Source organism: Serratia bockelmannii (assembly GCF_051803255.1).
In the GTDB taxonomy this organism is placed as follows: Bacteria; Pseudomonadota; Gammaproteobacteria; order Enterobacterales; family Enterobacteriaceae; genus Serratia; species Serratia bockelmannii.
In genome coordinates this window covers 1,023,788-1,044,911 of the sequence record NZ_CP196512.1, presented here as the reverse complement: position 1 = coordinate 1,044,911, position 21,124 = coordinate 1,023,788, and the positions used below count along the sequence as shown (strand labels likewise).

17 protein-coding genes and 1 pseudogene are annotated in these 21,124 nt (G+C 60.6%); 9 read left to right on the top strand and 9 right to left on the bottom strand.

The annotated features are described in order from the left end of the window. Window positions 1–162: 162 nt before the first annotated feature. Together ACSJLU_RS04925 and ggt are read left to right on the top strand one after the other, a co-directional pair. On the top strand, window positions 163–765 hold the full coding sequence (locus tag ACSJLU_RS04925) for a peroxiredoxin C (protein ID WP_004940403.1): 603 nt from the start codon (window positions 163–165) through the stop codon (window positions 763–765). Between the two features lie 234 nt (window positions 766–999). Next, window positions 1,000–2,763 carry a gamma-glutamyltransferase gene (gene ggt, locus ACSJLU_RS04920; protein ID WP_342096687.1) on the top strand — a complete coding sequence of 588 codons (1,764 nt, stop codon included), beginning with the start codon at window positions 1,000–1,002 and terminating at the stop codon, window positions 2,761–2,763. A 53-nt stretch (window positions 2,764–2,816) separates the two neighbouring features. On the opposite strand, the gene malZ is transcribed toward ggt, so the two are convergent. After that, window positions 2,817–4,640, bottom strand: coding sequence for a maltodextrin glucosidase (gene malZ / locus ACSJLU_RS04915; RefSeq protein ID WP_025301746.1), 1,824 nt, complete (start codon window positions 4,638–4,640; stop codon window positions 2,817–2,819). 247 nt (window positions 4,641–4,887) lie between these two features. Here malZ and ACSJLU_RS04910 point away from each other — a divergent pair, with 247 nt between their 5' ends. The 4 genes and pseudogenes from ACSJLU_RS04910 to ACSJLU_RS04895 all read left to right on the top strand — a co-directional run bounded on the left by ACSJLU_RS04910 (window position 4,888) and on the right by ACSJLU_RS04895 (window position 7,196). Then, window positions 4,888–6,144: a mechanosensitive ion channel family protein gene (locus tag ACSJLU_RS04910; RefSeq protein WP_103101574.1), complete on the top strand. Its 1,257-nt coding sequence runs from the start codon at window positions 4,888–4,890 to the stop codon at window positions 6,142–6,144. 132 nt (window positions 6,145–6,276) lie between these two features. Next, complete coding sequence (locus ACSJLU_RS04905) at window positions 6,277–6,546, top strand: hypothetical protein (protein WP_313258580.1); 270 nt, start codon at window positions 6,277–6,279, stop codon at window positions 6,544–6,546. An 85-nt stretch (window positions 6,547–6,631) separates the two neighbouring features. After that, window positions 6,632–6,909, top strand: a pseudogene (locus ACSJLU_RS04900) (type II toxin-antitoxin system RelE/ParE family toxin). Then, window positions 6,909–7,196 (top strand): HigA family addiction module antitoxin, encoded by a 288-nt coding sequence (locus ACSJLU_RS04895; protein ID WP_033653280.1) that lies wholly within the window; start codon window positions 6,909–6,911, stop codon window positions 7,194–7,196. Before ACSJLU_RS04900 ends, ACSJLU_RS04895 begins: the two are co-directional and overlap by 1 nt. A gap of 45 nt (window positions 7,197–7,241) precedes the next feature. On the opposite strand, the gene proY is transcribed toward ACSJLU_RS04895, so the two are convergent. From proY to phoB, 5 genes are all read right to left on the bottom strand, one after another. Then, window positions 7,242–8,648, bottom strand: a complete 1,407-nt coding sequence (proY, locus tag ACSJLU_RS04890; protein ID WP_025301743.1) for a proline-specific permease ProY — start codon at window positions 8,646–8,648, stop codon at window positions 7,242–7,244. A gap of 73 nt (window positions 8,649–8,721) precedes the next feature. Continuing rightward, complete coding sequence (gene brnQ, locus ACSJLU_RS04885; RefSeq protein ID WP_049188672.1) at window positions 8,722–10,038, bottom strand: branched-chain amino acid transport system II carrier protein; 1,317 nt, start codon at window positions 10,036–10,038, stop codon at window positions 8,722–8,724. A gap of 485 nt (window positions 10,039–10,523) precedes the next feature. After that, window positions 10,524–11,486 (bottom strand): PstS family phosphate ABC transporter substrate-binding protein, encoded by a 963-nt coding sequence (locus tag ACSJLU_RS04880; protein ID WP_049206207.1) that lies wholly within the window; start codon window positions 11,484–11,486, stop codon window positions 10,524–10,526. Window positions 11,487–11,500: 14 nt separating this feature from the next. After that, window positions 11,501–12,817: a phosphate regulon sensor histidine kinase PhoR gene (gene phoR / locus ACSJLU_RS04875; RefSeq protein WP_004940434.1), complete on the bottom strand. Its 1,317-nt coding sequence runs from the start codon at window positions 12,815–12,817 to the stop codon at window positions 11,501–11,503. A 24-nt stretch (window positions 12,818–12,841) separates the two neighbouring features. After that, the gene (gene phoB, locus ACSJLU_RS04870; RefSeq protein WP_004940438.1) at window positions 12,842–13,531 is read right to left on the bottom strand and encodes a phosphate response regulator transcription factor PhoB; all 690 of its coding nucleotides are present in this window, start codon (window positions 13,529–13,531) and stop codon (window positions 12,842–12,844) included. 215 nt (window positions 13,532–13,746) lie between these two features. Between phoB and sbcD the strand changes: the two genes are divergently transcribed. The 3 genes from sbcD to licT all read left to right on the top strand — a co-directional run bounded on the left by sbcD (window position 13,747) and on the right by licT (window position 19,308). Next, window positions 13,747–14,979 carry an exonuclease subunit SbcD gene (gene sbcD / locus ACSJLU_RS04865; protein WP_025301739.1) on the top strand — a complete coding sequence of 411 codons (1,233 nt, stop codon included), beginning with the start codon at window positions 13,747–13,749 and terminating at the stop codon, window positions 14,977–14,979. After that, window positions 14,976–18,227, top strand: coding sequence for an exonuclease subunit SbcC (sbcC, locus tag ACSJLU_RS04860; protein WP_342096688.1), 3,252 nt, complete (start codon window positions 14,976–14,978; stop codon window positions 18,225–18,227). Before sbcD ends, sbcC begins: the two co-directional genes overlap by 4 nt. A gap of 232 nt (window positions 18,228–18,459) precedes the next feature. Further along, complete coding sequence (gene licT / locus ACSJLU_RS04855; protein WP_043135622.1) at window positions 18,460–19,308, top strand: BglG family transcription antiterminator LicT; 849 nt, start codon at window positions 18,460–18,462, stop codon at window positions 19,306–19,308. On the opposite strand, the gene ACSJLU_RS04850 is transcribed toward licT, so the two are convergent. From ACSJLU_RS04850 to mak, 3 genes are all read right to left on the bottom strand, one after another. Continuing rightward, on the bottom strand, window positions 19,305–19,691 hold the full coding sequence (locus ACSJLU_RS04850; RefSeq protein ID WP_049295133.1) for a type II toxin-antitoxin system VapC family toxin: 387 nt from the start codon (window positions 19,689–19,691) through the stop codon (window positions 19,305–19,307). The two genes, licT and ACSJLU_RS04850, sit on opposite strands and share 4 nt — an antisense overlap. Next, window positions 19,688–19,921: a type II toxin-antitoxin system Phd/YefM family antitoxin gene (locus ACSJLU_RS04845; RefSeq protein WP_025301735.1), complete on the bottom strand. Its 234-nt coding sequence runs from the start codon at window positions 19,919–19,921 to the stop codon at window positions 19,688–19,690. The genes ACSJLU_RS04850 and ACSJLU_RS04845 overlap by 4 nt, the downstream gene beginning before the upstream one ends. 102 nt (window positions 19,922–20,023) lie before the next feature. Beyond that, window positions 20,024–20,938, bottom strand: a complete 915-nt coding sequence (gene mak, locus ACSJLU_RS04840; protein WP_025301734.1) for a fructokinase — start codon at window positions 20,936–20,938, stop codon at window positions 20,024–20,026. Window positions 20,939–21,124: the final 186 nt, after the last annotated feature.

Here is a 21,124-nt window from a genome sequence, read left to right as displayed (position 1 = left end):
TGGGAAAAGGTTATTTTTAAAGCCTGTCAAATTTAATTAATGAATTTAATAGGTAAAAGCTATCTCATCGATTGGTCTTTTGCCCTTTATTCGCCAAGTCGTGGCCCCTATACTGGCCCTTGTTTTTACATCCACCCTTTAACACCTATTACAGGAGTAATTATGGTCCTGGTAACTCGTCAAGCCCCTGACTTCACTGCAGCTGCCGTACTGGGTAGCGGCGAAATCGTTGAAAACTTCAACCTGAAGAAGCACCTGAACGGTAAACCAGCCGTGCTGTTCTTCTGGCCAATGGACTTCACCTTCGTATGCCCTTCCGAGCTGATCGCTTTCGATCACCGCTATGAAGAGTTCCAGAAGCGTGGCGTTGAAGTGGTTGGCGTTTCCTTCGACTCAGAATTCGTCCACAACGCATGGCGTAAAACCCCTGTCGACAAAGGCGGCATCGGTGAAGTGAAATACGCAATGGTTGCTGACGTTAAGCGTGAAATCCAGAAAGCTTACGGCATCGAACACCCGGAAGCTGGCGTTGCGCTGCGCGGCTCCTTCCTGATCGACAAAGACGGCATCGTGCGTGCTCAGGTTGTTAACGACCTGCCAATCGGCCGTAACATCGACGAAATGATCCGTACCGTTGACGCGCTGCAATTCCACGAAGAGCACGGTGAAGTGTGCCCGGCTCAGTGGGAAAAAGGCAAAGCAGGTATGGGCGCTTCCCCAGACGGCGTGGCAAAATACCTGTCTGAAAACGCTGCCAAGCTGTAATTTCAGCCTGATAGTGAATCAACCGGCCCACGCGGCCGGTTTTTTTATGCCCCTTTTTGGGGCAGACCGCCCGCCTTCAGTGCTTTATTTCCCTGTTTCCGCTCACATTTCCCGCCCAGTTCGCCGCGTGAATGCCCATCTGCGGCTACTATCAATAACGCTGGCTCGCGCTTTGCAAGCGAACAGCGGCAAGCAAACACAACACAATAAAAAACTGACAGGGTAGGAATAACTATGTTTTTACAGAAATGGAGCAAACCCCTGACCATGGCGGCGCTGCTGGTCAGCGGCAGCCTGTATGCGGCATCCAACCCAGCGGTGGAAGCCAAAAACGGCATGGTGGTCACCTCGCAGCATCTGGCTTCGCAGGTCGGGGTGGATATCCTGAAGATGGGCGGCAACGCCATCGACGCCGCCGTGGCGGTCGGCTATGCGCAAGCGGTGGTGAACCCCTGCTGCGGCAACATCGGCGGCGGCGGCTTTATGAGCGTCCACCTGGCGGACGGCACCGACACCTTCATCAACTTCCGCGAAACCGCGCCGGCGGCGGCCAGCGCCAACATGTATCTGGATGCCGACGGCAAGGTGAAGAAAGACGCCAGCCTGTACGGCTATTTGGCGGCGGGCGTGCCTGGCACCGTGCTGGGGATGGAAACCGCGCGTGAGAAGTACGGCAAACTGAGCCGTGAACAGGTGCTGGCGCCGGCGATCAGGCTGGCGCGCGAAGGCTTTGTGCTGACCCGCGCCGACACCGATATTCTCGACACCACCGTCGCACGCTTCAAACAGGATCCCGAGTCGGCCAAAATCTTCCTGCGCCCGGACGGCAGCCCGCTGCAGCCGGGGGACAAACTGGTGCAAACCGATCTGGCCAACACGCTGGAAGCCATCGCCAAAGGGGGAACCGACGCCTTCTATAAAGGCAAGATCCCACAGGCGGTGGAGGCAGCGGCCAAACAGGGCGGCGGCATTTTGACCGCCGCCGACTTCGCCAACTATAAAGTCACCGAAACCCCGCCGATCACCTGCAGCTATCGCGGCTACAAATTCGTGTCGGCGCCGCCTCCCAGCTCCGGTGGCGTGACGCTGTGCGAAATCCTCAACGTGGTGGAAGGCTATGACCTGAAAAGCATGGGCTTCAACTCGGCGGCGGCCATTCACACCATGACCGAAGCGATGCGCCATGCCTACATGGACCGCAACACCTACCTCGGCGACCCGGAATTCATCAAGAACCCGATCGACCGGCTGGTGAGCAAGAGCTACGCCGAGCAGATCCGCAAGAAAATCGTCGCGGACAAGGCCACGCCGTCGGAAAACGTACAGCCCGGCATGGAACCGCATGAGAAGCCGGAAACCACCCATTATTCGATCGTCGACCACGACGGCAACGCGGTCTCCACCACCTATACCGTCAACGGCCGCTTCGGCGCCGTGGTGATCGCACCGGGCACCGGCTTCTTCCTCAACGACGAGATGGACGACTTCACGGTGAAAGTGGGCGAGAAAAACCTGTACGGGCTGGTGCAGGGCACCGCCAACAGCATTGCCCCCGGTAAGCGCCCACTATCGTCGATGAGCCCGACGCTGGTGACCAAGGACAACAAGATCTTTATGGTGCTGGGCTCGCCGGGCGGCTCACGCATCATCACCATTACCCTGCAGACCGCGTTGAACGTGATCGACCACGGTATGGCGCCGCAGGAAGCGGTGGACGCACCGCGCATCCATCACCAATGGTTGCCGGATGAGGTGTACTACGAACAGCGCGGCGTTTCCGCCGATACGCTGAAGCTGCTGAGCGGCATGGGCTATAAGATGGTCGAGCAAACGCCATGGGGCGCCGCCGAACTGATTCTGGTCGGTTTGCCGGGCGCGGCGGGCGTCAGCCCGGCCAACTCCGGCAACGATTCGGCGGTTTCCGGCAAAGTGCGCGAAGGTTACCTGTACGGCGCCAACGACGTGCGTCGCCCGGCAGGCTCCGCGGTCGGTTACTGATGTAAACGCCTACTCACCTTGATCGCGGGGGCCTTACGGCCCCCGCAGTTCCCTTAGCCTTCATACCGCCACACGGTGGCCGACTCTTCCGCCAGCTGCAGGCGCAGCCCGCCGGCCGTTTCGCTCAACTCTCCCCGCCCTTCCACACGCCGCCACGGGCCGCGCGCCAACAGCGGGTTGTGCGGCAGCTGCGCCTGGCCGCTGCCGTCGCGCTGCAGCGCCACCAACACCTGCTCCTGCTGATACAGACGCACGAACACCAGCGTTTCTCCGCTGGCGTACAGCACCTGACAGCCGCCGCGACGCAGCGCCAGGCTCTGTTTACGCAGCGCCGCCATGCGCTGGAACAGCGCCAGCAGCGGCCGATCCCAGTCACCGACGTCCCACGGGAACGGCTTGCGGCAGAACGGATCGTTGCCGCCGTCCAGGCCAATCTCATCGCCGTAATAGAGACAAGGCACGCCGATCCAGCTCAGCAACCACACCGCCGCCATCTGCATGCGCGCCGCGTTCCCCTGCAACAGCGTGAGGAAACGCGCGGTATCGTGGCTGTCCAGCTGATTGAACTGGATCAGCTGGCGGCCGTGCGGCAGCCCCGCGCGGTAGCCGTCCATCCACTGCGCGCACCCGGCGGCGTCCAGCCGCACCGGGTGATAGGCCACGTCCAGCCCCGCCAAGAACGCCCGCACTGGCAGCGCAAAGCCCATGTAGTTCATCGCCGCATCCTCCACGCCGGCGTGCAGCCAGCGGCGCGCGTCGCCGAAGTGTTCGCCCAATACGTAGGCCTGCGGATTCTCCTGCTTCACCGCCTGATAGATGCCAGCCAGGTGGTGCAGGTTGCCGGTGGCACCGCCGTTCTCCCCCAGCATGTGCACCACGTCCAGCCGCCAACCGTCGATGCTGTACGGCGGGCGCAGCCAGTGGCGCACCACGCTGCCTTCCCCGCGATAGATCGCTTCCGCCACCTGCGGCTCGGCGAAGTTGAGCTTCGGCAGGCTGGCGTTGCCCTTCCAGTCGAGCGCGCGGCCGTCCGGGTAAAAGTTGAACCAGCCGCGATACGGTGAATCGGGGTGGTGACAGGCGCCGTTTTCGCCCTGGCGATGGCGGTCGAACCACGGATGCGAGTCACCGGTGTGGTTGAATACCCCGTCCAGCACCAGTTTCATGCCCACCTTGTGAGTGCTCACTCGCAAACGCTGCAGCGCCGCGTTGCCGCCAAAGTGCGGATCGACCTGGTAATAGTCCTCGGTATCGTACTTATGCACGCTCGGCGCGGTAAAAATCGGGTTCAGATACAGCGCGGTCACGCCCAGCTGCTGCAAATACGGCAGTTTGGCGCAGATGCCGTCCAGATCGCCGCCGTAAAAGGTCGAGGCGGCGTGACGATCCTCCAGCGGATGCTGCCAGTCGCGCCGAATCACCTCGGCACCGGCCGCGTGATGGCGGTAGCTGCCGCTTTGGATGCCGTGCTCGCCGCCGCTGCTGGCGAAGCGATCGGGGAAAATCTGGTAGAACAGCTGATCCGCCACCCACTCGGGGCCATGGTCGGGCTCGTCGACGGCGAACTGCGCCAGCTGGCCCGGCGGCGTTGGCGACCAGCCCTGCGGGCCGAACCACTGCTGGCGATCGGCCCACAGCAGCTTGAAGCAGTAACGCCGCGTCGGCTCGCCCTCATTCAGCGTAAGGCTGGCCTGGTAGCGCCGCATCCCCTCGTGGCGCTGCGCTTTCATCACCAGCAGCCACTCTTCGTTGTCCGGTTCGGCGCGCAAAAACACCCGTTCCGGCAGTTCATCCCCCTGTAACCACAGCGTGATATCCAAACGTTGCCCTTGCTTCACCACAAAAGGCGGGACCGGTTGATGCCAGGCGTTAAGCATACTGTTTCTCCTGCTGTACCAAACGAAATCGACGGCGTTCTTCAAGAAGCGAACAATGCCACGTTAAGTGCAACTCCCCCTCCTCTCTGGCCGCAAAACCCAGGGATGAGCCGGGGGGCGGAGACCGAAAAATAACGCTAACTCGATGTAAAAAAAGGTAAACAGGCACAAATCCTTCACGTTACCCCTTAGGCTAACGCGTTTTGAGCTTACAGGATATTTTTTGCGCATTTTTTAAGGAGCGGTAATGCAACAACAGATAACGCGCTGGCTGGAACAGTTTGGTTTGGAATTCGGCGGAGTGATGTCGCTGTTGATGGTATTGGGGTTGATTGTCCTGATCTCGGTGGTGATCCACCTGGTGCTGCACCGGGTGGTGTTGGCCGCCCTTCAGCGCCGCGGCCAGCAATCGCAGCGCGTCTGGCAACAGGCCATCACCCAATACAAACTGTTCCAGCGCGTGGCGCTGCTGCTGCAAGGGGTGATCATCAGCATCCAGGCGACGCTGTGGCTGCAGAGCGGCAGCCAGACTCAGGCGGTGATCGTTACCGCCGCGCAGGTGTGGATACTCGCCTTCACCCTGCTGTCGCTGTTCTCGCTGCTGGATACGCTGCTGGCGCTGCTGCGCCAAAGCCCGATTTCCAATCAGCTGCCGCTGCGCGGCATTTTCCAGGGCCTGAAACTGGTGGCGGCGATCCTGATCGGCATCATGATCGTCTCGCTGCTGATGGGCAAATCGCCGCTGTTGCTGCTCAGCGGCCTGGGCGCCATGACGGCGGTTCTGATGTTGGTGTTCAAGGATCCGATCCTCGGGCTGGTGGCCGGCATTCAGCTCTCCGCCAACGACATGCTAAAGATCGGCGACTGGCTGGAAATGCCGAAATACGGCGCCGACGGCGCGGTCACCGACATCGGCCTGACCACGGTCAAAGTGCGTAACTGGGACAACACCGTCACCACTATTCCTACCTACGCGCTGATCTCCGACTCGTTCAAGAACTGGCGGTCGATGTCGGAATCCGGCGGGCGCCGCATCAAGCGCAGCCTGAATATCGACACCGGCAGCGTGCACTTCCTGTCGGAAGAGGAACAGCGCCGCCTGCAGCGCAACCCGCTGCTGCACAGCTACCTGAACGTCAAGACCCAGGAGCTGAGCCAGCATAACCAGGAGATCGCCGTCGATCTGGCCTCGCCGCTCAACGGCCGCCGCCTGACCAACCTCGGCACGCTGCGCGCCTATCTGGAAGCCTACCTGCGCGCTCACCCGCGCATTCACCAGAATATGACGCTGATGGTGCGCCAGCTGGCGCCGACGCCGGAAGGCCTGCCGCTGGAAATCTACGCCTTCACCAACACTACGGTCTGGGCGGAGTACGAAAGCATTCAGGCGGATATTTTCGACCATATCCTGGCGGTGATCGACGAGTTCGGCCTGCGCGTGCATCAAACGCCAACCGGCAACGACCTGCGCGGCATGCTGCAACAAAGCGCGAACGCTTCCTGACGTCGGCTGACGTAATTGTGTCTGCTGGTAATTATTCTCTTTCAATTACCAGCAGATATCTCCATCCCCTTCTTTTCCCCGGCGAAAACGGCGTTAATGCGCCATCACCTTCACTACCAAGAGGGAAAGCCCTTGCTGAAACGGTTACGTCACCGGCTGTTTACCCTGCTGGCCACCCTGCTGTTTATCGGCTGCCTGCACAGCGCGTCGCTGGATGAAAGCCGCATGCCCCGCAATCTGCAACCTTCGCTGAGTGCGCTCAGCAGCAACCTGCAAGACATTCGCGAAGTGCTGGCGCGCTGCGCCGGCGAGGAGGAAGAGGAACGGCTGAACGACGGCGGCGTACGCATCGAAGCGCGCGCCGCCGGGGATGAGGAAGCGGAGGACAAGCGCCAGGTATGATGGGTTAAAAAACGCCCCATTTTGTTGCACTATACGCAACACCCAACTATGATGCGTATAGCGCAACACTCATGGAGCCATCAGGATGATAAGAAGCTTCAAGCATAAGGGACTCAAAAAGTTTTTCGAAACCGGTTCAACAGCAGGTATCGACGCCCAGCAGGCGAAAAAAATCGCGCTGCGGCTGAGCGTGCTGGATTTGGCGAAAGTGATTGATGACGTGGATCTGCCGGTTTTTTCTTGCACCCGCTAACGGGTGCTCGCCACGGGCAATGGTCCGTCACCGTGACCGGTAACTGGCGCATCACGTTTGAACTGGTCGAGGGTGATGTTTATATCGTGAATTATGAGGACTATCACTAATGAACCGCATGCATAATCCTCCTCATCCTGGAGAATTGATCAAAGAAACCATGGAAACGCTGAATCTCAGCGCGCGCGCGCTGGCTAAAGCGCTGGACGTCGCGCCCTCCACGGTTCAACGCCTGATCAGCGGAAAGTCCGATATTTCGCCGGAAATGGCCATCCGCCTGTCCATCGTGATAGGCAGCTCCGAACAGGTTTGGATGGGCATGCAGGATGCTTACGATCTGTGGCAGGCCAGGCAGTGCATCGACGTTTCGAAACTGCGCAAGCTGGACTTCGCTTAACGCCTGCCCCTAAAAAAACACCGGCCTCAGCCGGTGTTTTTCCATTTAGTCTTGCTGCGTCGCCAACGGCGCGCGTTTTTTCTGATGGTTGACCTTGAACCAGTACCCCGCCAACAGCAACACCACCCAAACCAGGCCGGCGTACAACGAGACACGCGTGGTTGGGAAGTAACCGATCAGACCGATGATGAACACCAGGAACACGATCGCCACCACCGAGGTGAATACCCCACCGCGTAGTGGGAACGCCAGCTGTTTCACCTGCTCTTTGCTCAGGCTGCGGCGGAAGGCAATTTGCGAGAACAGGATCATGATCCACACCCACACGGTGGCGAAAGTCGCCAGGGAGGCGATCACCAGGAACACACTCTCCGGCATGATGTAGTTGAGGTATACCGCCAGCAGCAGCGCCAGCATCATCACCACCACCGTCACCCAGGGAATACCGCGTTTCGACACCTTGCTGAACATTTTCGGCGCGTGGCCCTGCTCAGCCATGCCGTGCAGCATGCGGCCGACGCCGAACACGTCGCTGTTGATCGCCGACAGCGACGCGGTAATCACCACGAAGTTGAGAATGCCCGCCGCCACGGTGATGCCCATATGCTGGAAGGTCAGCACGAACGGGCTGCCGTTGGTGCCCACCTGGTTCCACGGGTAGATAGACATAATGACGAACAGCGTGCCGACGTAGAACACCAGAATGCGCCACGGCACCGAGTTGATGGCTTTGGGAATCGATTTTTTCGGATCTTTGGCTTCGCCGGCGGTGATGCCGATGATTTCAATGCCGCCGTAAGCGAACATCACCAGCTGCAGCGACAGGATCATGCCGATAAAGCCGTTGCTGAAGAAGCCGCCGTTCGACCACAGGTTATGAATACCGGTCGGTTGCCCGCCGTTGCCGATGCCCCAGATGATGATGCCGATGCCGGCTGCGATCATGATGATGATGGTGGCGACCTTGAAGAACGAGAACCAGAATTCCAGCTCGCCGAACACCTTGACGCTCATCAGGTTGATGGCGCCAATGATCAGCACCACGCTCAGCACCCAGATCCAGTGCGGCACTTCCGGGAACCAGACCCCCATATAGATGCCGAAGGCGGTCACGTCGGCGATGGCGACAATCAGGATTTCAAAGCAGTAAGTCCAGCCGGTGATGTAACCCGCCATCGGGCCGAGGTAGTCCTGCGCGTAGCGGGAAAATGAGCTGGCCTGCGGGTTGTTGACCGACATCTCCCCCAATGCGCGCATGATGATAAAGGCCACGATGCCGCCGATCAGGTAAGCCAGCAGCACGCTCGGGCCGGCCATTTTGATGGCGTCCGCCGAGCCGTAGAACAACCCGGTGCCGATGGCTGACCCCAACGCCATAAAGCGGATATGACGCGTGCTGAGGCCGCGTTTCAGCTTATTGTCGGGGACAGTGGTGGGTGACTGTTGTTGCATGAAAATGACCCATAGTTTTAAACGTAAAAAAGCCACGGACATGTCCGTGGCCCTAGATTAAGCCGGGGGATTATCAGTGCGCGGTCACTTGGGAACGCGTGCACACCCGATCATAAATCGCGACCAGCGCCAGCATCAGCAGCGAAGGCGGCAACCATGCCAACCCCTGCTCCGCCAGCGGCAGGTGAGTGGTCCAGGCCGGCAGCAGCTGCTGGAAGCTGGACGCTTTCACCGCGTCAAGGATACCAAACAACAGGCTGACAAGCATCACCGGCGCGATGATGCGCGGCGCGCTGTGCCACCAACGCAGGGTGAAGCTCAGCACCACCAGCACGATGCACGGCGGGTAAATCGCGGTCAGCACCGGAATGGAGATCTGGATCAGGTGGCTCAGGCCGAGGTTGGACACCACCATCGAGAACAGGCCCAGGATAAACACCAGCGTCTTGTACGAGAACGGCAGATATTGCGCGAAGAACTCGGCGCAGGCGCAGGTCAGGCCTACCGCGGTCACCATGCAGGCGATGAAGATCAGCGCCGCCAGGAAGAAGCTGCCCAAACCGCCGAAGGTGTTCTGAACGTAAGCGTGCAGGATCACCGCGCCGTTGGTGGCGTCAGGCACCAGCGCGCCGCTGCCAGAGCCTAGCTTGAACAGGCTCAGGTAAACCAGCGTCAGGCCCACGCCGGCGATCAAACCGGCCAGAATGGTGTAACGAGTCAACAGACCGGCGTCTTTCACGCCGCGTGAACGCGCCGCGTTGACGATAACGATACCGAATACCAGCGCCCCCAGCGTATCCATGGTCAGATAGCCGTTAACGAAGCCAGAGGAGAAAGGCACGCTCTGGTAAGCCGCCGTCGCCGGGATCGGCGCGCCGGCAGGCCACAGCAGCGCGGCGATGCCCAGTACGGCCAGCGCCACGATCTTCAGCGGCGCCAGCACGTGGCCGACGGTATCGAGCAGACGGCCCGGATACAGGGAGATGCCGATCACTAGCGCGAAGTACACCAGGCTATAGATGAACAGCGGCATGGCGCCGTCGCCGGTCAGCGGGGCAATGCCCACTTCAAAGGATACGGTGGCGGTGCGCGGCGTGGCGAACAGCGGGCCGACGGCCAGGTAGCAGACGGTCGCCAGCAGCAGGCCGGCGCCGCGGCCGATCGGCGAACTGAGGGCGTCGATGCCGCCGCCGACGCGCGCCAACGCGATGACGGTGATGACCGGCAGACCCACGGCGGTGATCAGGAAGCCCAGCGCTGCGGTCCAGACGTGTTCACCGGACTGCAAGCCGACCATCGGCGGGAAGATGATGTTCCCGGCCCCAACGAATAAGGCAAAGGTCATGAAACCCAGTGCCAGGATATCTTTTGACGTTAAACGATGACTCATACGATGTCGTGTTGCCTGTTCAAATGAAAAAAATGGTCCGATAGCGTGGTGGCGTAACGCCCCACCCGGTTGCCGGCATGCCCTAACGTTGCAGCGCCAAATAAGCACCCTAAACGCAGTCGATCCGGCGTTTATGTCCCTATTCGAAAGTGGCCGCTCATGAAGATGGGCAAAATTTTAGGAGTTATAAAAATGGAGGTTTAATCCGACAACGAGGGCTAAGGTAAACGTTTATAGCGCTTCAAGGCAAGACGCACGGCGAAAAGCAGAGCTATCGACCATATAAACTTTAGCCACCAGTCGATCATATTGGCTATCAATAAATATACACTACATGATTTGTATCATTTTTGAACAGCAGATTCACGAAACGTGAAGCATATATCACTTTACCGCGCGAAAACGCCAATATAAGCCCGATTTTCGCGTGGCACGAGCTTCGTTTGGCCGTGAAAAAAGGCGAAAATTACGTCGCATTTTGTCGGTTATTTCATCACGGCCGGCGCGAGCGGTGGCAACCCAAGCGCCTGACGGGTCTTCTGCAGGGCGCCCGGCGGCAGCGGCAGATAGCCGTCGTGATTGACCAGGCTCTGCCCGGCAGTCGACAGCACGCGGTCGAGGAACGCGGCGGTCAGCGGCTCCAGCGGTTGATTAGGGGCTTTGTTGATGTAGATATACAGATAGCGCGACAGCGGGTAGCGATCGTTGCGCACGTTGGCGGCGGTAGGCGCAACATAGTCCTCTCCCGACTCCGCCAACGGCAGCAGCCGCACGCCGCTGGCGCGAAAACCGATGCTGGCGTAGCCGATGCCGTTGAGCGAACCGGCCACCGCCTGCACCACCGAGGCTGAACCGGGCAGCTCATTGACGCGCGGCATAAAATCGCCGCCGCACAGCGCACGCAGTTTGAAATAGCCGTAGGTGCCGGACGCCGAGTTGCGGCCGAAACGCTGCAGCGAACGCGTCGCCCAGTCGCCACTCAGCCCCAGCTCGCCCCAGCGCGTCAGCGGTTTGCTTTCGCCGCAGCGCCGGGTGGCGGAGAAAATGCGATCGAGCTGCTGCAGATTGAGGCCGCGCAGCGGGTTGTCCTGATGCACCAACACCACCAGCGCATCCACCGCTACCGGCACCGCCAGCGGCGCATAGCCGTAACGGTGTTCGAACGCCGAAACCTCGGCGGCCTTCATCGGCCGGCTCATCGGGCCCAGCTGCGCGGCGCCCGCCGCCAACGCGGTCGGCGCGGTCGACGATCCGGCGGCCTGGATCTGCAGGTTAACGTTGGGATAATGCTGGCTGAAATCCTGCGCCCATAGCGCCATCAGATTCGCCAGGGTGTCGGAACCGACGCTGGACAGGTTGCCCGCCAGCATGCCGTCGGGCTGCGCCAGCGCGCCGCGCCCGGCCAGCAGCGCCAGGCAAAGCAACAGCCCTCGGGTTATTCGGGTCATACCGGTGTCTCGCGTTAATTTTTCACCGCATTCTCTGATAAAGCGGCGGGAACAATCAACCGATTGGGTAAGGTAAAGATAAAGCGGGTGCCGATCCCCGGTTCGCTGAGGATCTCCAGCCGCGCATCGTGATGGCTGAGCGCGTGTTTGACAATCGCCAGCCCCAGCCCGCTGCCGCCGGTCTGGCGCGAACGGGCCTTGTCGACGCGGTAAAAACGCTCGGTCAGGCGCGGCAGGTGCTCGGCGGCGATGCCCGGCCCGTTGTCGCTGACCTGGAACTGCGCGCCGTGCGCCGTCTGCTGCCAGCTCACTTCGATGTGGGTACCCTTCGGCGTGTGGTTGACCGCGTTGTACACCAGGTTAGACACCGCGCTGCGCAACTGATCTTCATTACCGAACACGTTGAGCTGCTCGTTAACCCGGAAGGTGATCTCATGATTGCCGCCGCTCAGCGACTGCGCCTCGCGCTGCAACACCCGCAGCATCAGCGGGATATCCACGCGCTCGTTCATGTCGACATTGGGCGCCGCCTCGATGCGCGACAGTGTCAGCAGTTGCTTGACCAGCCCGTCCATCCGGCGGGTCTGCTCTTGCATGGTGCTAAGCGCCTTGCTGCGCAGCGAACCGTCCTGCTCTTCGTCGCCCATCATCTCCAGGTAGCCCTGCAGCACCGTCAGCGGCGTGCGCAGCTCATGGCTGACGTTGGCGAAGAAGTTGCGCCGTGCGCCCTCCAGTTGGCGCATCTGGGTGACGTCGCGCGCCACCATCAGCAACTGCCCTTCGGAATACGGCATCACGCGGAATTCGACGTAGTGTTCGTTGTTCAACTGCAGCGTCAGCGGACGTGAAAACTCCTGCTGTTGCAGATAGTGGCTGAATTCCGGATAGCGCAGCAGGTTAAGGATGTGCTGGCCGTTGTCTTCCGGCCAGCGGAAGCCGAGCAGATGCTGCGCCAGCCCGTTGCACCAGAAGATATTGCCCTCGACGGTGGTCATCACCACCGCGTCAGGCAACGATTCGGCCCCGCTGCGAAAGCGCTTGATCAGCAGCGCCAGCTCGCGCCGGCGGCGGCGATTGCGCTGCTGCATCTGATACAGGCCATAGAACAGCGGCTCCCAGCTCCAGCGGCCGGGCGGCGGCGTCATGCTGCGGTCAATCCACAGCCAATGGGAGAGTTTGAGCTGGTTGTAGAAATTCCACACCAGCGCAGCCAGCGCGGAGGCCAGCAGAAACCAGGGCAGATAACCGAAAATCAGCCCCAGCAGTAAGGCGGGCAAACAAAAAAGAGCCAGCTCCAGAGCCAGCCTCTTCCACGACAGACGTTCTAACACGGCATATTCTCCAGCGCAGCGCGATCAGTAGCGCGTTGAGAACCGGTAGCCGGTGCCCCGAACGGTTTGAACCATTTTATCATGCCCACTGGTTTCTAACGCTTTGCGGAGCCGACGGATATGCACGTCAACGGTACGGTCTTCCACATAAACGTTAGTGCCCCAGACGTGATTAAGCAACTGCTCACGGCTATAAACCCGCTCCGGGTGGGTCATAAAGAAGTGCAGCAGCTTGAACTCGGTCGGCCCCATGTCCAACGCCTGATCGTTCGCCATCACGCGGTGGGAGGACGGGTCCAGGCTCAGGCCTTGCATTTCAATCACTTCTTCCACCGCCATCGGTGAAATGCGGCGCATGACCGCCTTGATGCGCGCCACCAGCTCCTTGGGCGAGAACGGCTTGGTAATGTAATCATCCGCCCCCACTTCCAGGCCGCGCACGCGGTCTTCCTCTTCCCCGCGCGCGGTCAGCATCATGACCGGAATATCGCGGGTCAGCGCTTCGCGCTTCATATGTTTGATAAACTGAATGCCGGAACCGCCGGGCAACATCCAGTCAAGCAACACCAAATCAGGGAACGGCTCAGACAGACGCGTCACGGCGCTGTCATAATCCTCGGCTTCCAACGGTTGGTAACCATTTTGTTCCAACACAAAGCACACCATCTCACGGATCGGCGCTTCGTCTTCCACCACCAGTATGCGTCTTGCCATCGTCAATCCTGCCAATGTGTTAGCGACTTTTCGGGCGCCATTATGCGTCAGTTTTGTGACACTTTTATGAAAAAAACCGGCTGTTATAGGCAGTAAGCATAGCGATTATTTCCCGCAGTAAAGAAAAATCATCCGGTTGTCATCATCATTGCGCCGGGACAGCCGCCGCCGCGGCCTTTATAATCATCGCCATTATCTTTGCATCCGGGAGTGTCATGCGCCTGATCCACACCTCTGACTGGCACCTTGGCCAGTACTTTTTCACCAAAAGCCGCGCCGCCGAGCACCAGGCTTTTCTGAACTGGCTGATCGAACAGATCGAACAGCAACAGGTGGATGCGCTGATCGTCGCCGGGGATCTGTTCGATACCGGCTCACCACCCAGCTATGCCCGCGAGCTGTACAACCGCTTCGTGGTGGAACTACAGCGCACCGGCTGCCAGTTGGTCGTGTTGGGCGGCAACCACGATTCGGTGGCGACGCTGAACGAATCGCGGGAACTGCTCTCCTGCCTGAACACCACGGTGATCGCGAGCGCGCAAGGCGCGGCCGAACAGCAGATCGTGGTGCTTAACCAGCGCGACGGCCAGCCGGGCGCGGTGCTGTGCGCCATCCCGTTCCTACGGCCGCGCGATCTGCTTACCAGCCGCGCCGGCGAATCCGGCGCGCAGAAACAGCAGGCGCTGCAGGAAGCCATCGCCGAACATTATCAGACGCTGTATCAGGCGGCCTGCGAGCGCCGCGACCAGCTGGGCTTGCCGCTGCCGATCGTCGCCACCGGCCACCTGACCACCGTCGGCGTCACCACCTCCGACTCGGTGCGCGACATCTATATCGGCACTCTGGACGCCTTCCCGGCGCAGGCCTTCCCGCCCGCCGATTACATCGCGCTCGGCCACATTCACCGCGCGCAGAACGTCGCCAAGTCAGAGCATATTCGCTATAGCGGCTCACCGATCCCGCTCAGCTTCGATGAGCTGGGCAAAGCCAAAAGCGTCTTCCTGGTCGATTTCGCCGACGGAGCCCTCCAGCAGGTAGATGCGTTAACGATCCCGCAGTTCCAGCCCATGCAGCTGATCAAAGGGGATCTGGCCGAGATCGAACGGCAACTGCAGCAATTTGCCGACTATGCCGGCGAGCTGCCGGTGTGGCTGGATATCGAAGTGGCGACGCAGGACTACCTCAGCGATATTCAGCGCCGCATCCAACTGATGGCGGATGAGCTGCCGGTGGAAGTGGTGCTGTTGCGGCGCAGCAAAGAGCAGCGCCGCCAGGCAATCGCGCAGCAGGATAAGGAAACGCTGAACGAACTGAGCGTCAACGAGGTGTTCGAACGGCGCCTGGCGCAGGAGGCCGACATGCCCGAAGCACGCCAACGGCGGATGCACCAACTGTTCCGCCAGGTGGTCGATGCGGTGCAGCACAATCCTGAGGAGACCAACCCATGAAGATCCTCAGCCTGCGGTTAAAAAACCTCAACTCGCTGCAGGGCGAATGGAAAATTGACTTCACCGCCGAGCCGTTCGCCAGCAACGGCCTGTTCGCCATTACCGGCCCGACCGGTGCGGGCAAAACCACCCTGCTGGACGCCATTTGCCTGGCGCTGTACCACCAGACGCCGCGCCTCAACGTCACGCCGAGCCAGAATGAACTGATGACCCGCCACACCGCCGAATCGCTGGCGGAGGTCGAATTCGAGGTCAAGGGCGTCGGCTATCGCGCCTTCTGGAGCCAGCGCCGCGCCAAGAATGCGCCGGACGGCAATCTGCAGGCGCCGAAGGTCGAATTGGCGCGCCGCGAGGACGGCAAGATCCTGGCGGACAAGGTGCGCGACAAGCTGGAGCTTACCGCAACCATCACCGGGCTGGACTTTGGCCGCTTCACCAAATCGATGATGCTGTCTCAGGGGCAGTTCGCCGCCTTCCTCAATGCCGATGCCAACGATCGCGCCGAACTGCTGGAAGAGCTGACCGGCACCGAAATCTACGGGCGACTGTCCGAACAGGTGTTCGAGTCGCACAAGCAGGCCAAAACCGACCTGGATGGGTTACACCAACGCGCCAGCGGCATCGAACTGCTGAACGACGAGCAGCGCCAGTCTCTGACCGAACAGCTGACGGCGCTGAGCGCGCAGGAAATCGCCCTCGGCGAGCAAACCCAGCGACAGCAACAGGCGCTGAGCTGGCTGCAGCAATGGCAACGCCTCCGGCAACAGCAAGGCGAGGGTCAACGGCGGCTGGAAACCGCCCAGCGCGAGCAGGCGGAGGCCGCCCCGCAGCTGCAGCAGCTGGCGCTCAGCGAACCGGCCGAGAAATTGCGGCCGCTGCGCGGCGAACGCGATCGCTGCCGCGCCGAACTGCAGACGATACAACAGCAGGCAGCCCAGCTGACGCAGCAACAGGAACAGCACTCGGCGCAGCTGGCGCCGCTGCAGCAGGCGGTGGAAAAAGCCCGCCTGGCGCAGCAAACCCATGCCGAGTATATGCAGCAGCAGCAACAGCTGATCGATGAGCAAGTCGCTCCGCTCGACCACCAAATAGCCCAACTGCAGTCGACACAGGCCGAGCGACGACAGGCCGCCGATGCCGCCGCGCAGCAGTGCGCCCAGCAGCAAACTACGCTGGAGCAGCTCACCGCTCAGCGCAGCCAGCTGACGGCACAGGGCGCACTACATCAGCAGCAGTTGAACGCGCTGAACGAAGCGCTGGCCGTTCAACAACAGCAGCAACAGGCGCTGGAGGCGCAAACGCCGTTGGCCCCGCTGCGCCAACGCCTGAGCGCCCTGGCGGATCTGCGCCCGACGCGCCAGCAGCTGTTTACTCTATCCTCTTTGTCGCAGCAAATCGTTAAACGGCTGGAACAACAGCGGCAAGAGCTAAACATCGGTCAACATGAACTGACCCAGTTGGAGCCACAGCTAGAACTCATCCGTCAGCAATTTAAGCAGCAGAAAGCACACCAGGCCGATGTTGAAAAAACCTATGCGCTGGAACAACGGATCGTGGGTCTGGAGGCCGAGCGCGCCCGTTTGCAACCCGGCGCCCCCTGCCCGCTGTGCGGCTCATGCGAGCACCCGGCGGTAGAACAATATCAAGAGGTAAAACTGTCAGAAACTGCGCAACGTCTGGAGCAAATGAAAGTCCAGACCGAAGCATTGCAAAAACAAGGCGTCGAGCTGCGAGCCCGTTACGACAACCTGCAACAGCAGTTGCAGCGCCAACAGCAAACCATCGCGCAGGATGAACAGCAGTTGGCTGCCCAACAGCAGCAGTGGCAGCAGCTCAGCGCACCGCTGGCGTTCGACTTTACGCTGGCGGAGAGCGAGCGACTCAGCGCCTGGCTGAGCGGTTGCGACGATGAAGAGCGGCGCGGGCAGCACGCGCTGCAGCAGCATGAACAGGCGGCGCAGGCAGTACAACAGGCAAAAGACGCGCTCGCCGCTCTGCAAACGCAGCAGCAGCAGGCGCAGCAACAGCTGGCGCTGCTCGAAGAGCGCTTTACGCTGCTGCAGAAAACCTATGCCGACAGCCTGCAACAGCAGCAAGACCTGCAACAACGCTGGCAGGAAGGCGAGAAAACTCTCGCAGAGCGGCGCGCGCAGCGGCTGGCGCTGTTCGGCGAACAGCGGGTCGCCGAGGTACGGGAACAGCTGCGCGCCAAACAAACCGCCTGTGAACAGGCCAGCTTACAGGCCGCCGAGCAGTGGCAAAAGGCGCAGGAACTGCGCGAGCGCCTGACCGGCCAGCAGGCCGGGTTACAACAACAGCACACCCAGATGCAGGAGCGGCTGCAGCAGGCGCAGCAGCAGTGGCAGCAGGCGCTGGCCGACAGCGAATTCGCTGATGAAACCGCCTTCACCGCCGCGCTGCTGGACGACACACTGCGCCGCGAATTGCAGCAGCGTAGAGAGCAACTGCAACAGCGGCAGGTAGAGGCCGCGGCCCTGCTGACGCAGGCGACGCAAACGCTGGAGCAGCATCGGCTGAACCGCCCTGAGGGGGTGGATGAAGCCAACACGGATCTCGACGCGCTCACCCAATCGCTGGCCGAGTTGGCACAGCAGTTGAAAACGTTGCAGCTGCGCCAGGGTGAACTGCGCAACCAGTTGGAAAGCGACGCCGCCCGTCGCCTTAATCAGCAGGCGCTGTTCGAGCAGATCGCCCGCAGTCAGCAAGACTACGACGACTGGAGCTACCTCAACCAGCTGATCGGCTCGAAAGAAGGCGACAAGTTCCGCCGCTTCGCTCAGGGGTTAACGCTCGATCATCTGGTCTATCTGGCTAACCAGCAACTCGGCCGGCTGCATGGGCGCTACCTGCTGCAGCGCAAAACCAGCGATGCGCTGGAGCTGCAGGTGGTGGACACCTGGCAGGCGGACGCGCTGCGCGATACCCGCACCCTGTCCGGCGGTGAGAGCTTCCTGGTCAGCCTGGCGCTGGCGCTGGCGTTGTCCGATCTGGTCAGCCACAAAACCAGCATCGACTCGCTGTTCCTCGACGAAGGCTTCGGCACGCTAGACGCCGAAACCCTCGATACCGCGCTGGATGCGCTGGACAGCCTGAATGCCTCCGGCAAAACCATCGGCGTGATCAGCCACGTCGAGGCGATGAAAGAACGTATTCCGGTGCAGATCAAGGTGAAAAAGGTCAACGGGCTCGGCGTCAGCCGGCTGGAGGCGCATTTCAGGCTGGAATGATCCCGCGGCGCGCGGCGCAGAAGTGTGACCGCGGCGGCACTCCGCAGTGAAAAGCGTTGAGCCGCGGCGGGCACGGGTTATTATGCCAACATAATAGGATTGTTACTGTATCCCCTCCGCCGCTCAGGGCCGCAGGGAAGAAACATAAAATACAGGCAAAACCTGACACCCGGGATCGCTTCCGGGCGTCAGGTTTTTTCGTTTTCAGGATGCTGAAACACCGGGAAAAACCATGAAAATCGCTAAAATACTCAATAATAACGTGGTGATTACGCTGGACGACCGTCAGGAAGAGACGGTGGTGATGGGAAAAGGAATCGGCTTTAAAAAGAAGCCCGGCGATACGCTGGACGAAAGCCTGATCGAAAAGGTATTCACCCATAACGGCGGAGAAACCGCCGAGCGCTATAAAGAGCTGCTCGCCGAGATCCCATTAGCCTGCGTCACCACCGCCGACAAGATCATTACTCTCGCCCGCGAACGCCTGCCGGGCAAGTTGCATAACATCGTCTACATCACGCTGACCGATCACATCCACTTCGCCCTGCAGCGCCATGCGCAAGGGCTGGATATCAAAAATGCGTTGCTGTGGGAGATTAAAAAGCTCTATCCGGCCGAGTTCGCCGTCGGGCTGGAGGCGCTGGCCCTGATCGCCCAACGGCTGGACACCGCGTTGCCGGAGGACGAAGCCGGATTTATCGCCCTACACCTGGTCAACGCCCAGCTTAACGACGAGATGCACAACACGCTGCATATTACCCGCGTGATGCAAGAGATCCTCAACCTGGTCAAATACCATTTCCGCTTTGATTACAACGAGGAATCCCTGAGCTACCACCGTTTCGTCACCCATTTGAAATTCTTCGCCCAGCGCCTGCTGGGGAAAAACTACGTCGACAGCGACGACGACTCGCTCTATCAGGTGGTGAAAGAGAAGTACCGCGAGTCATTCGCCTGCGCCGGTAAGATCAACCGCCACATCGAAAAGCACTATCAGCATCAGCTCACCACGGAAGAGATGATGTTTCTGACCATTCATATCGAACGGGTGCGCAGCGAAAGCGAGGAAAAGCCGGCTTAACGGCGAGCGTCGGCTACCCGCACGCCGTACTGCGGAAACACCGCGTCGGCGGAGATCAGCGTCAGCCCTTCGGCCTGCGCCTGTGCGATCAGCATGCGATCGAAAGGATCCTGATGATAGGGCGGCAACTGCCCGGCCTGTTGGCAGTGAAAGGCGTCCATCGGCAGCGACAGAAATTCCTCGGCCTCGATGATCGCAAAGATATCTTCCGGCAGCGCCAGTTTGCCCAGCGCCTGCTTGATCGAGATCTCCCAAATGCTGGCCGCGCTGACGTACACCGCATTGCCCGGATCGGCGATCTGCCTTTTGGCGTTCGCGCCCAAGCAGGCGTCATCGATCAGCCACCACAGCAACGCGTGGGTATCCAGCAACAGGCGCTTCATGCATCGCCCTCAAACAACGCCGCAATGGCCGCATCCTCGGCGTTGAAATCCGCCGGCACGGTGAACTTGCCCTTGGCGGCGCCAGGGCGGCGCGCTTCCCCCTTGATGGCGACCAGCTGTACGTACGGCTTCCCTGCTTTTGCAATAATCACGGTTTCTCCCTCCGCGGCTCTGTCCGCCAACTGGCTCAGATTGGATTTGGCTTCGTGCATATTGGCCTGAATCGGCATACGCGTCCTCCTTAGCTAAGTTAGCTAAATCATAAAACGCCGTCCAGTTTTTGTACAGGGAAGGGTTTAAAGCGCGAGCAGCCTCGCGCTTTGCTGCAACGTTTAGCGCTGCTGTTGCGGCCACAGCCAGGCCGCACCGCGTACGCCGCTGGAGTCGCCGTGAACCGCCTTGCGGATCGGCGTTTCACACTCGCCGCCAAATACCCAACTTTTCACCCGCTGCGGCACCGTGCGGTACAGGCGATCCACGTTGCTCATGCCGCCGCCGAGCACCACCACGTCCGGATCCAGCATGTTGATCACGTGCGCCAGCGATTTCGCCAACCGCATTTCGTAGCGAACGATCGCCTGCTCCGCCAGCGCATCGCCCCGCTCGCTCAGCGCCATGATCTCATGCCCTTGCAGCGCGTTGCCGCTCAGGCGCGCATAGTCGGTAGCGAAACCGGTGCCGGAAATAAAGGTTTCGATGCAGCCCGGCTTGCCGCAGTAACACGGCACGTCGCGAGCGTAACGCAGCTCATCGTCATCCTGCCACGGCAGCGGGTTGTGGCCCCACTCGCCGGCGATGCCATTGCCGCCAGAATGCGCCTGGCCGCTCAGCGCCACGCCGGCGCCGCAGCCGGTGCCGATAATGACCGCGAACACCGTTTTCGCGCCAGCGCCTGCGCCGTCGGTAGCTTCCGACACCGCCAGGCAGTTGGCGTCGTTGGCGATACGCACCTCGCGCGCCAGCAGCGCCGACAGATCCTTGTCCAGCGGTTGGCCGTTGAGCCATACCGAGTTGGCGTTCTTCACCCGCCCGGTAAACGGCGACAGCGTGCCGGGAATGCCGATCCCGACCGATCCCAATTCGCCGGTATGATCTTCCGCCAGCTTCACCAGCCCGGCGATCGCCGCCAGGGTTTGCCCATAGTCATGGCGCGGCGTGGCGATGCGATGGCGAAACAGCTCCCGCCCGTCGTCCGCCAACGCAATCACTTCAATTTTCGTCCCACCCAAGTCGATGCCAATGCGCACGTATTTTTCTCCTCGATGCCACGTAGCGTTGCCACAGCCTAATGTAAGCGCGCAGATGAATCACCTGTTTCCCACCCTCCACCCCGCCCTTTCTCGGTGCGTAAAGCAACGCAATTCGGAGAGAATGGGGCGATTTTTCAGCGTCAATTCGTTATCATGCCGCCCTGCTTTTGACGAATCAGCGTG

Bases quoted from the DNA above. Each gene is read 5' to 3' on its own strand.
- ACSJLU_RS04925 (WP_004940403.1), top strand. From the start codon at position 163: ATGGTCCTGGTAACTCGTCAAGCCCCTGACTTCACTGCAGCTGCCGTA.
- ggt (WP_342096687.1), top strand. From the start codon at position 1,000: ATGTTTTTACAGAAATGGAGCAAACCCCTGACCATGGCGGCGCTGCTG.
- malZ (WP_025301746.1), bottom strand. From the start codon at position 4,640: ATGCTTAACGCCTGGCATCAACCGGTCCCGCCTTTTGTGGTGAAGCAA.
- ACSJLU_RS04910 (WP_103101574.1), top strand. From the start codon at position 4,888: ATGCAACAACAGATAACGCGCTGGCTGGAACAGTTTGGTTTGGAATTC.
- ACSJLU_RS04895 (WP_033653280.1), top strand. From the start codon at position 6,909: ATGAACCGCATGCATAATCCTCCTCATCCTGGAGAATTGATCAAAGAA.
- proY (WP_025301743.1), bottom strand. From the start codon at position 8,648: ATGCAACAACAGTCACCCACCACTGTCCCCGACAATAAGCTGAAACGC.
- brnQ (WP_049188672.1), bottom strand. From the start codon at position 10,038: ATGAGTCATCGTTTAACGTCAAAAGATATCCTGGCACTGGGTTTCATG.
- ACSJLU_RS04880 (WP_049206207.1), bottom strand. From the start codon at position 11,486: ATGACCCGAATAACCCGAGGGCTGTTGCTTTGCCTGGCGCTGCTGGCC.
- phoB (WP_004940438.1), bottom strand. From the start codon at position 13,531: ATGGCAAGACGCATACTGGTGGTGGAAGACGAAGCGCCGATCCGTGAG.
- sbcD (WP_025301739.1), top strand. From the start codon at position 13,747: ATGCGCCTGATCCACACCTCTGACTGGCACCTTGGCCAGTACTTTTTC.
- sbcC (WP_342096688.1), top strand. From the start codon at position 14,976: ATGAAGATCCTCAGCCTGCGGTTAAAAAACCTCAACTCGCTGCAGGGC.
- licT (WP_043135622.1), top strand. From the start codon at position 18,460: ATGAAAATCGCTAAAATACTCAATAATAACGTGGTGATTACGCTGGAC.
- ACSJLU_RS04850 (WP_049295133.1), bottom strand. From the start codon at position 19,691: ATGAAGCGCCTGTTGCTGGATACCCACGCGTTGCTGTGGTGGCTGATC.
- ACSJLU_RS04845 (WP_025301735.1), bottom strand. From the start codon at position 19,921: ATGCCGATTCAGGCCAATATGCACGAAGCCAAATCCAATCTGAGCCAG.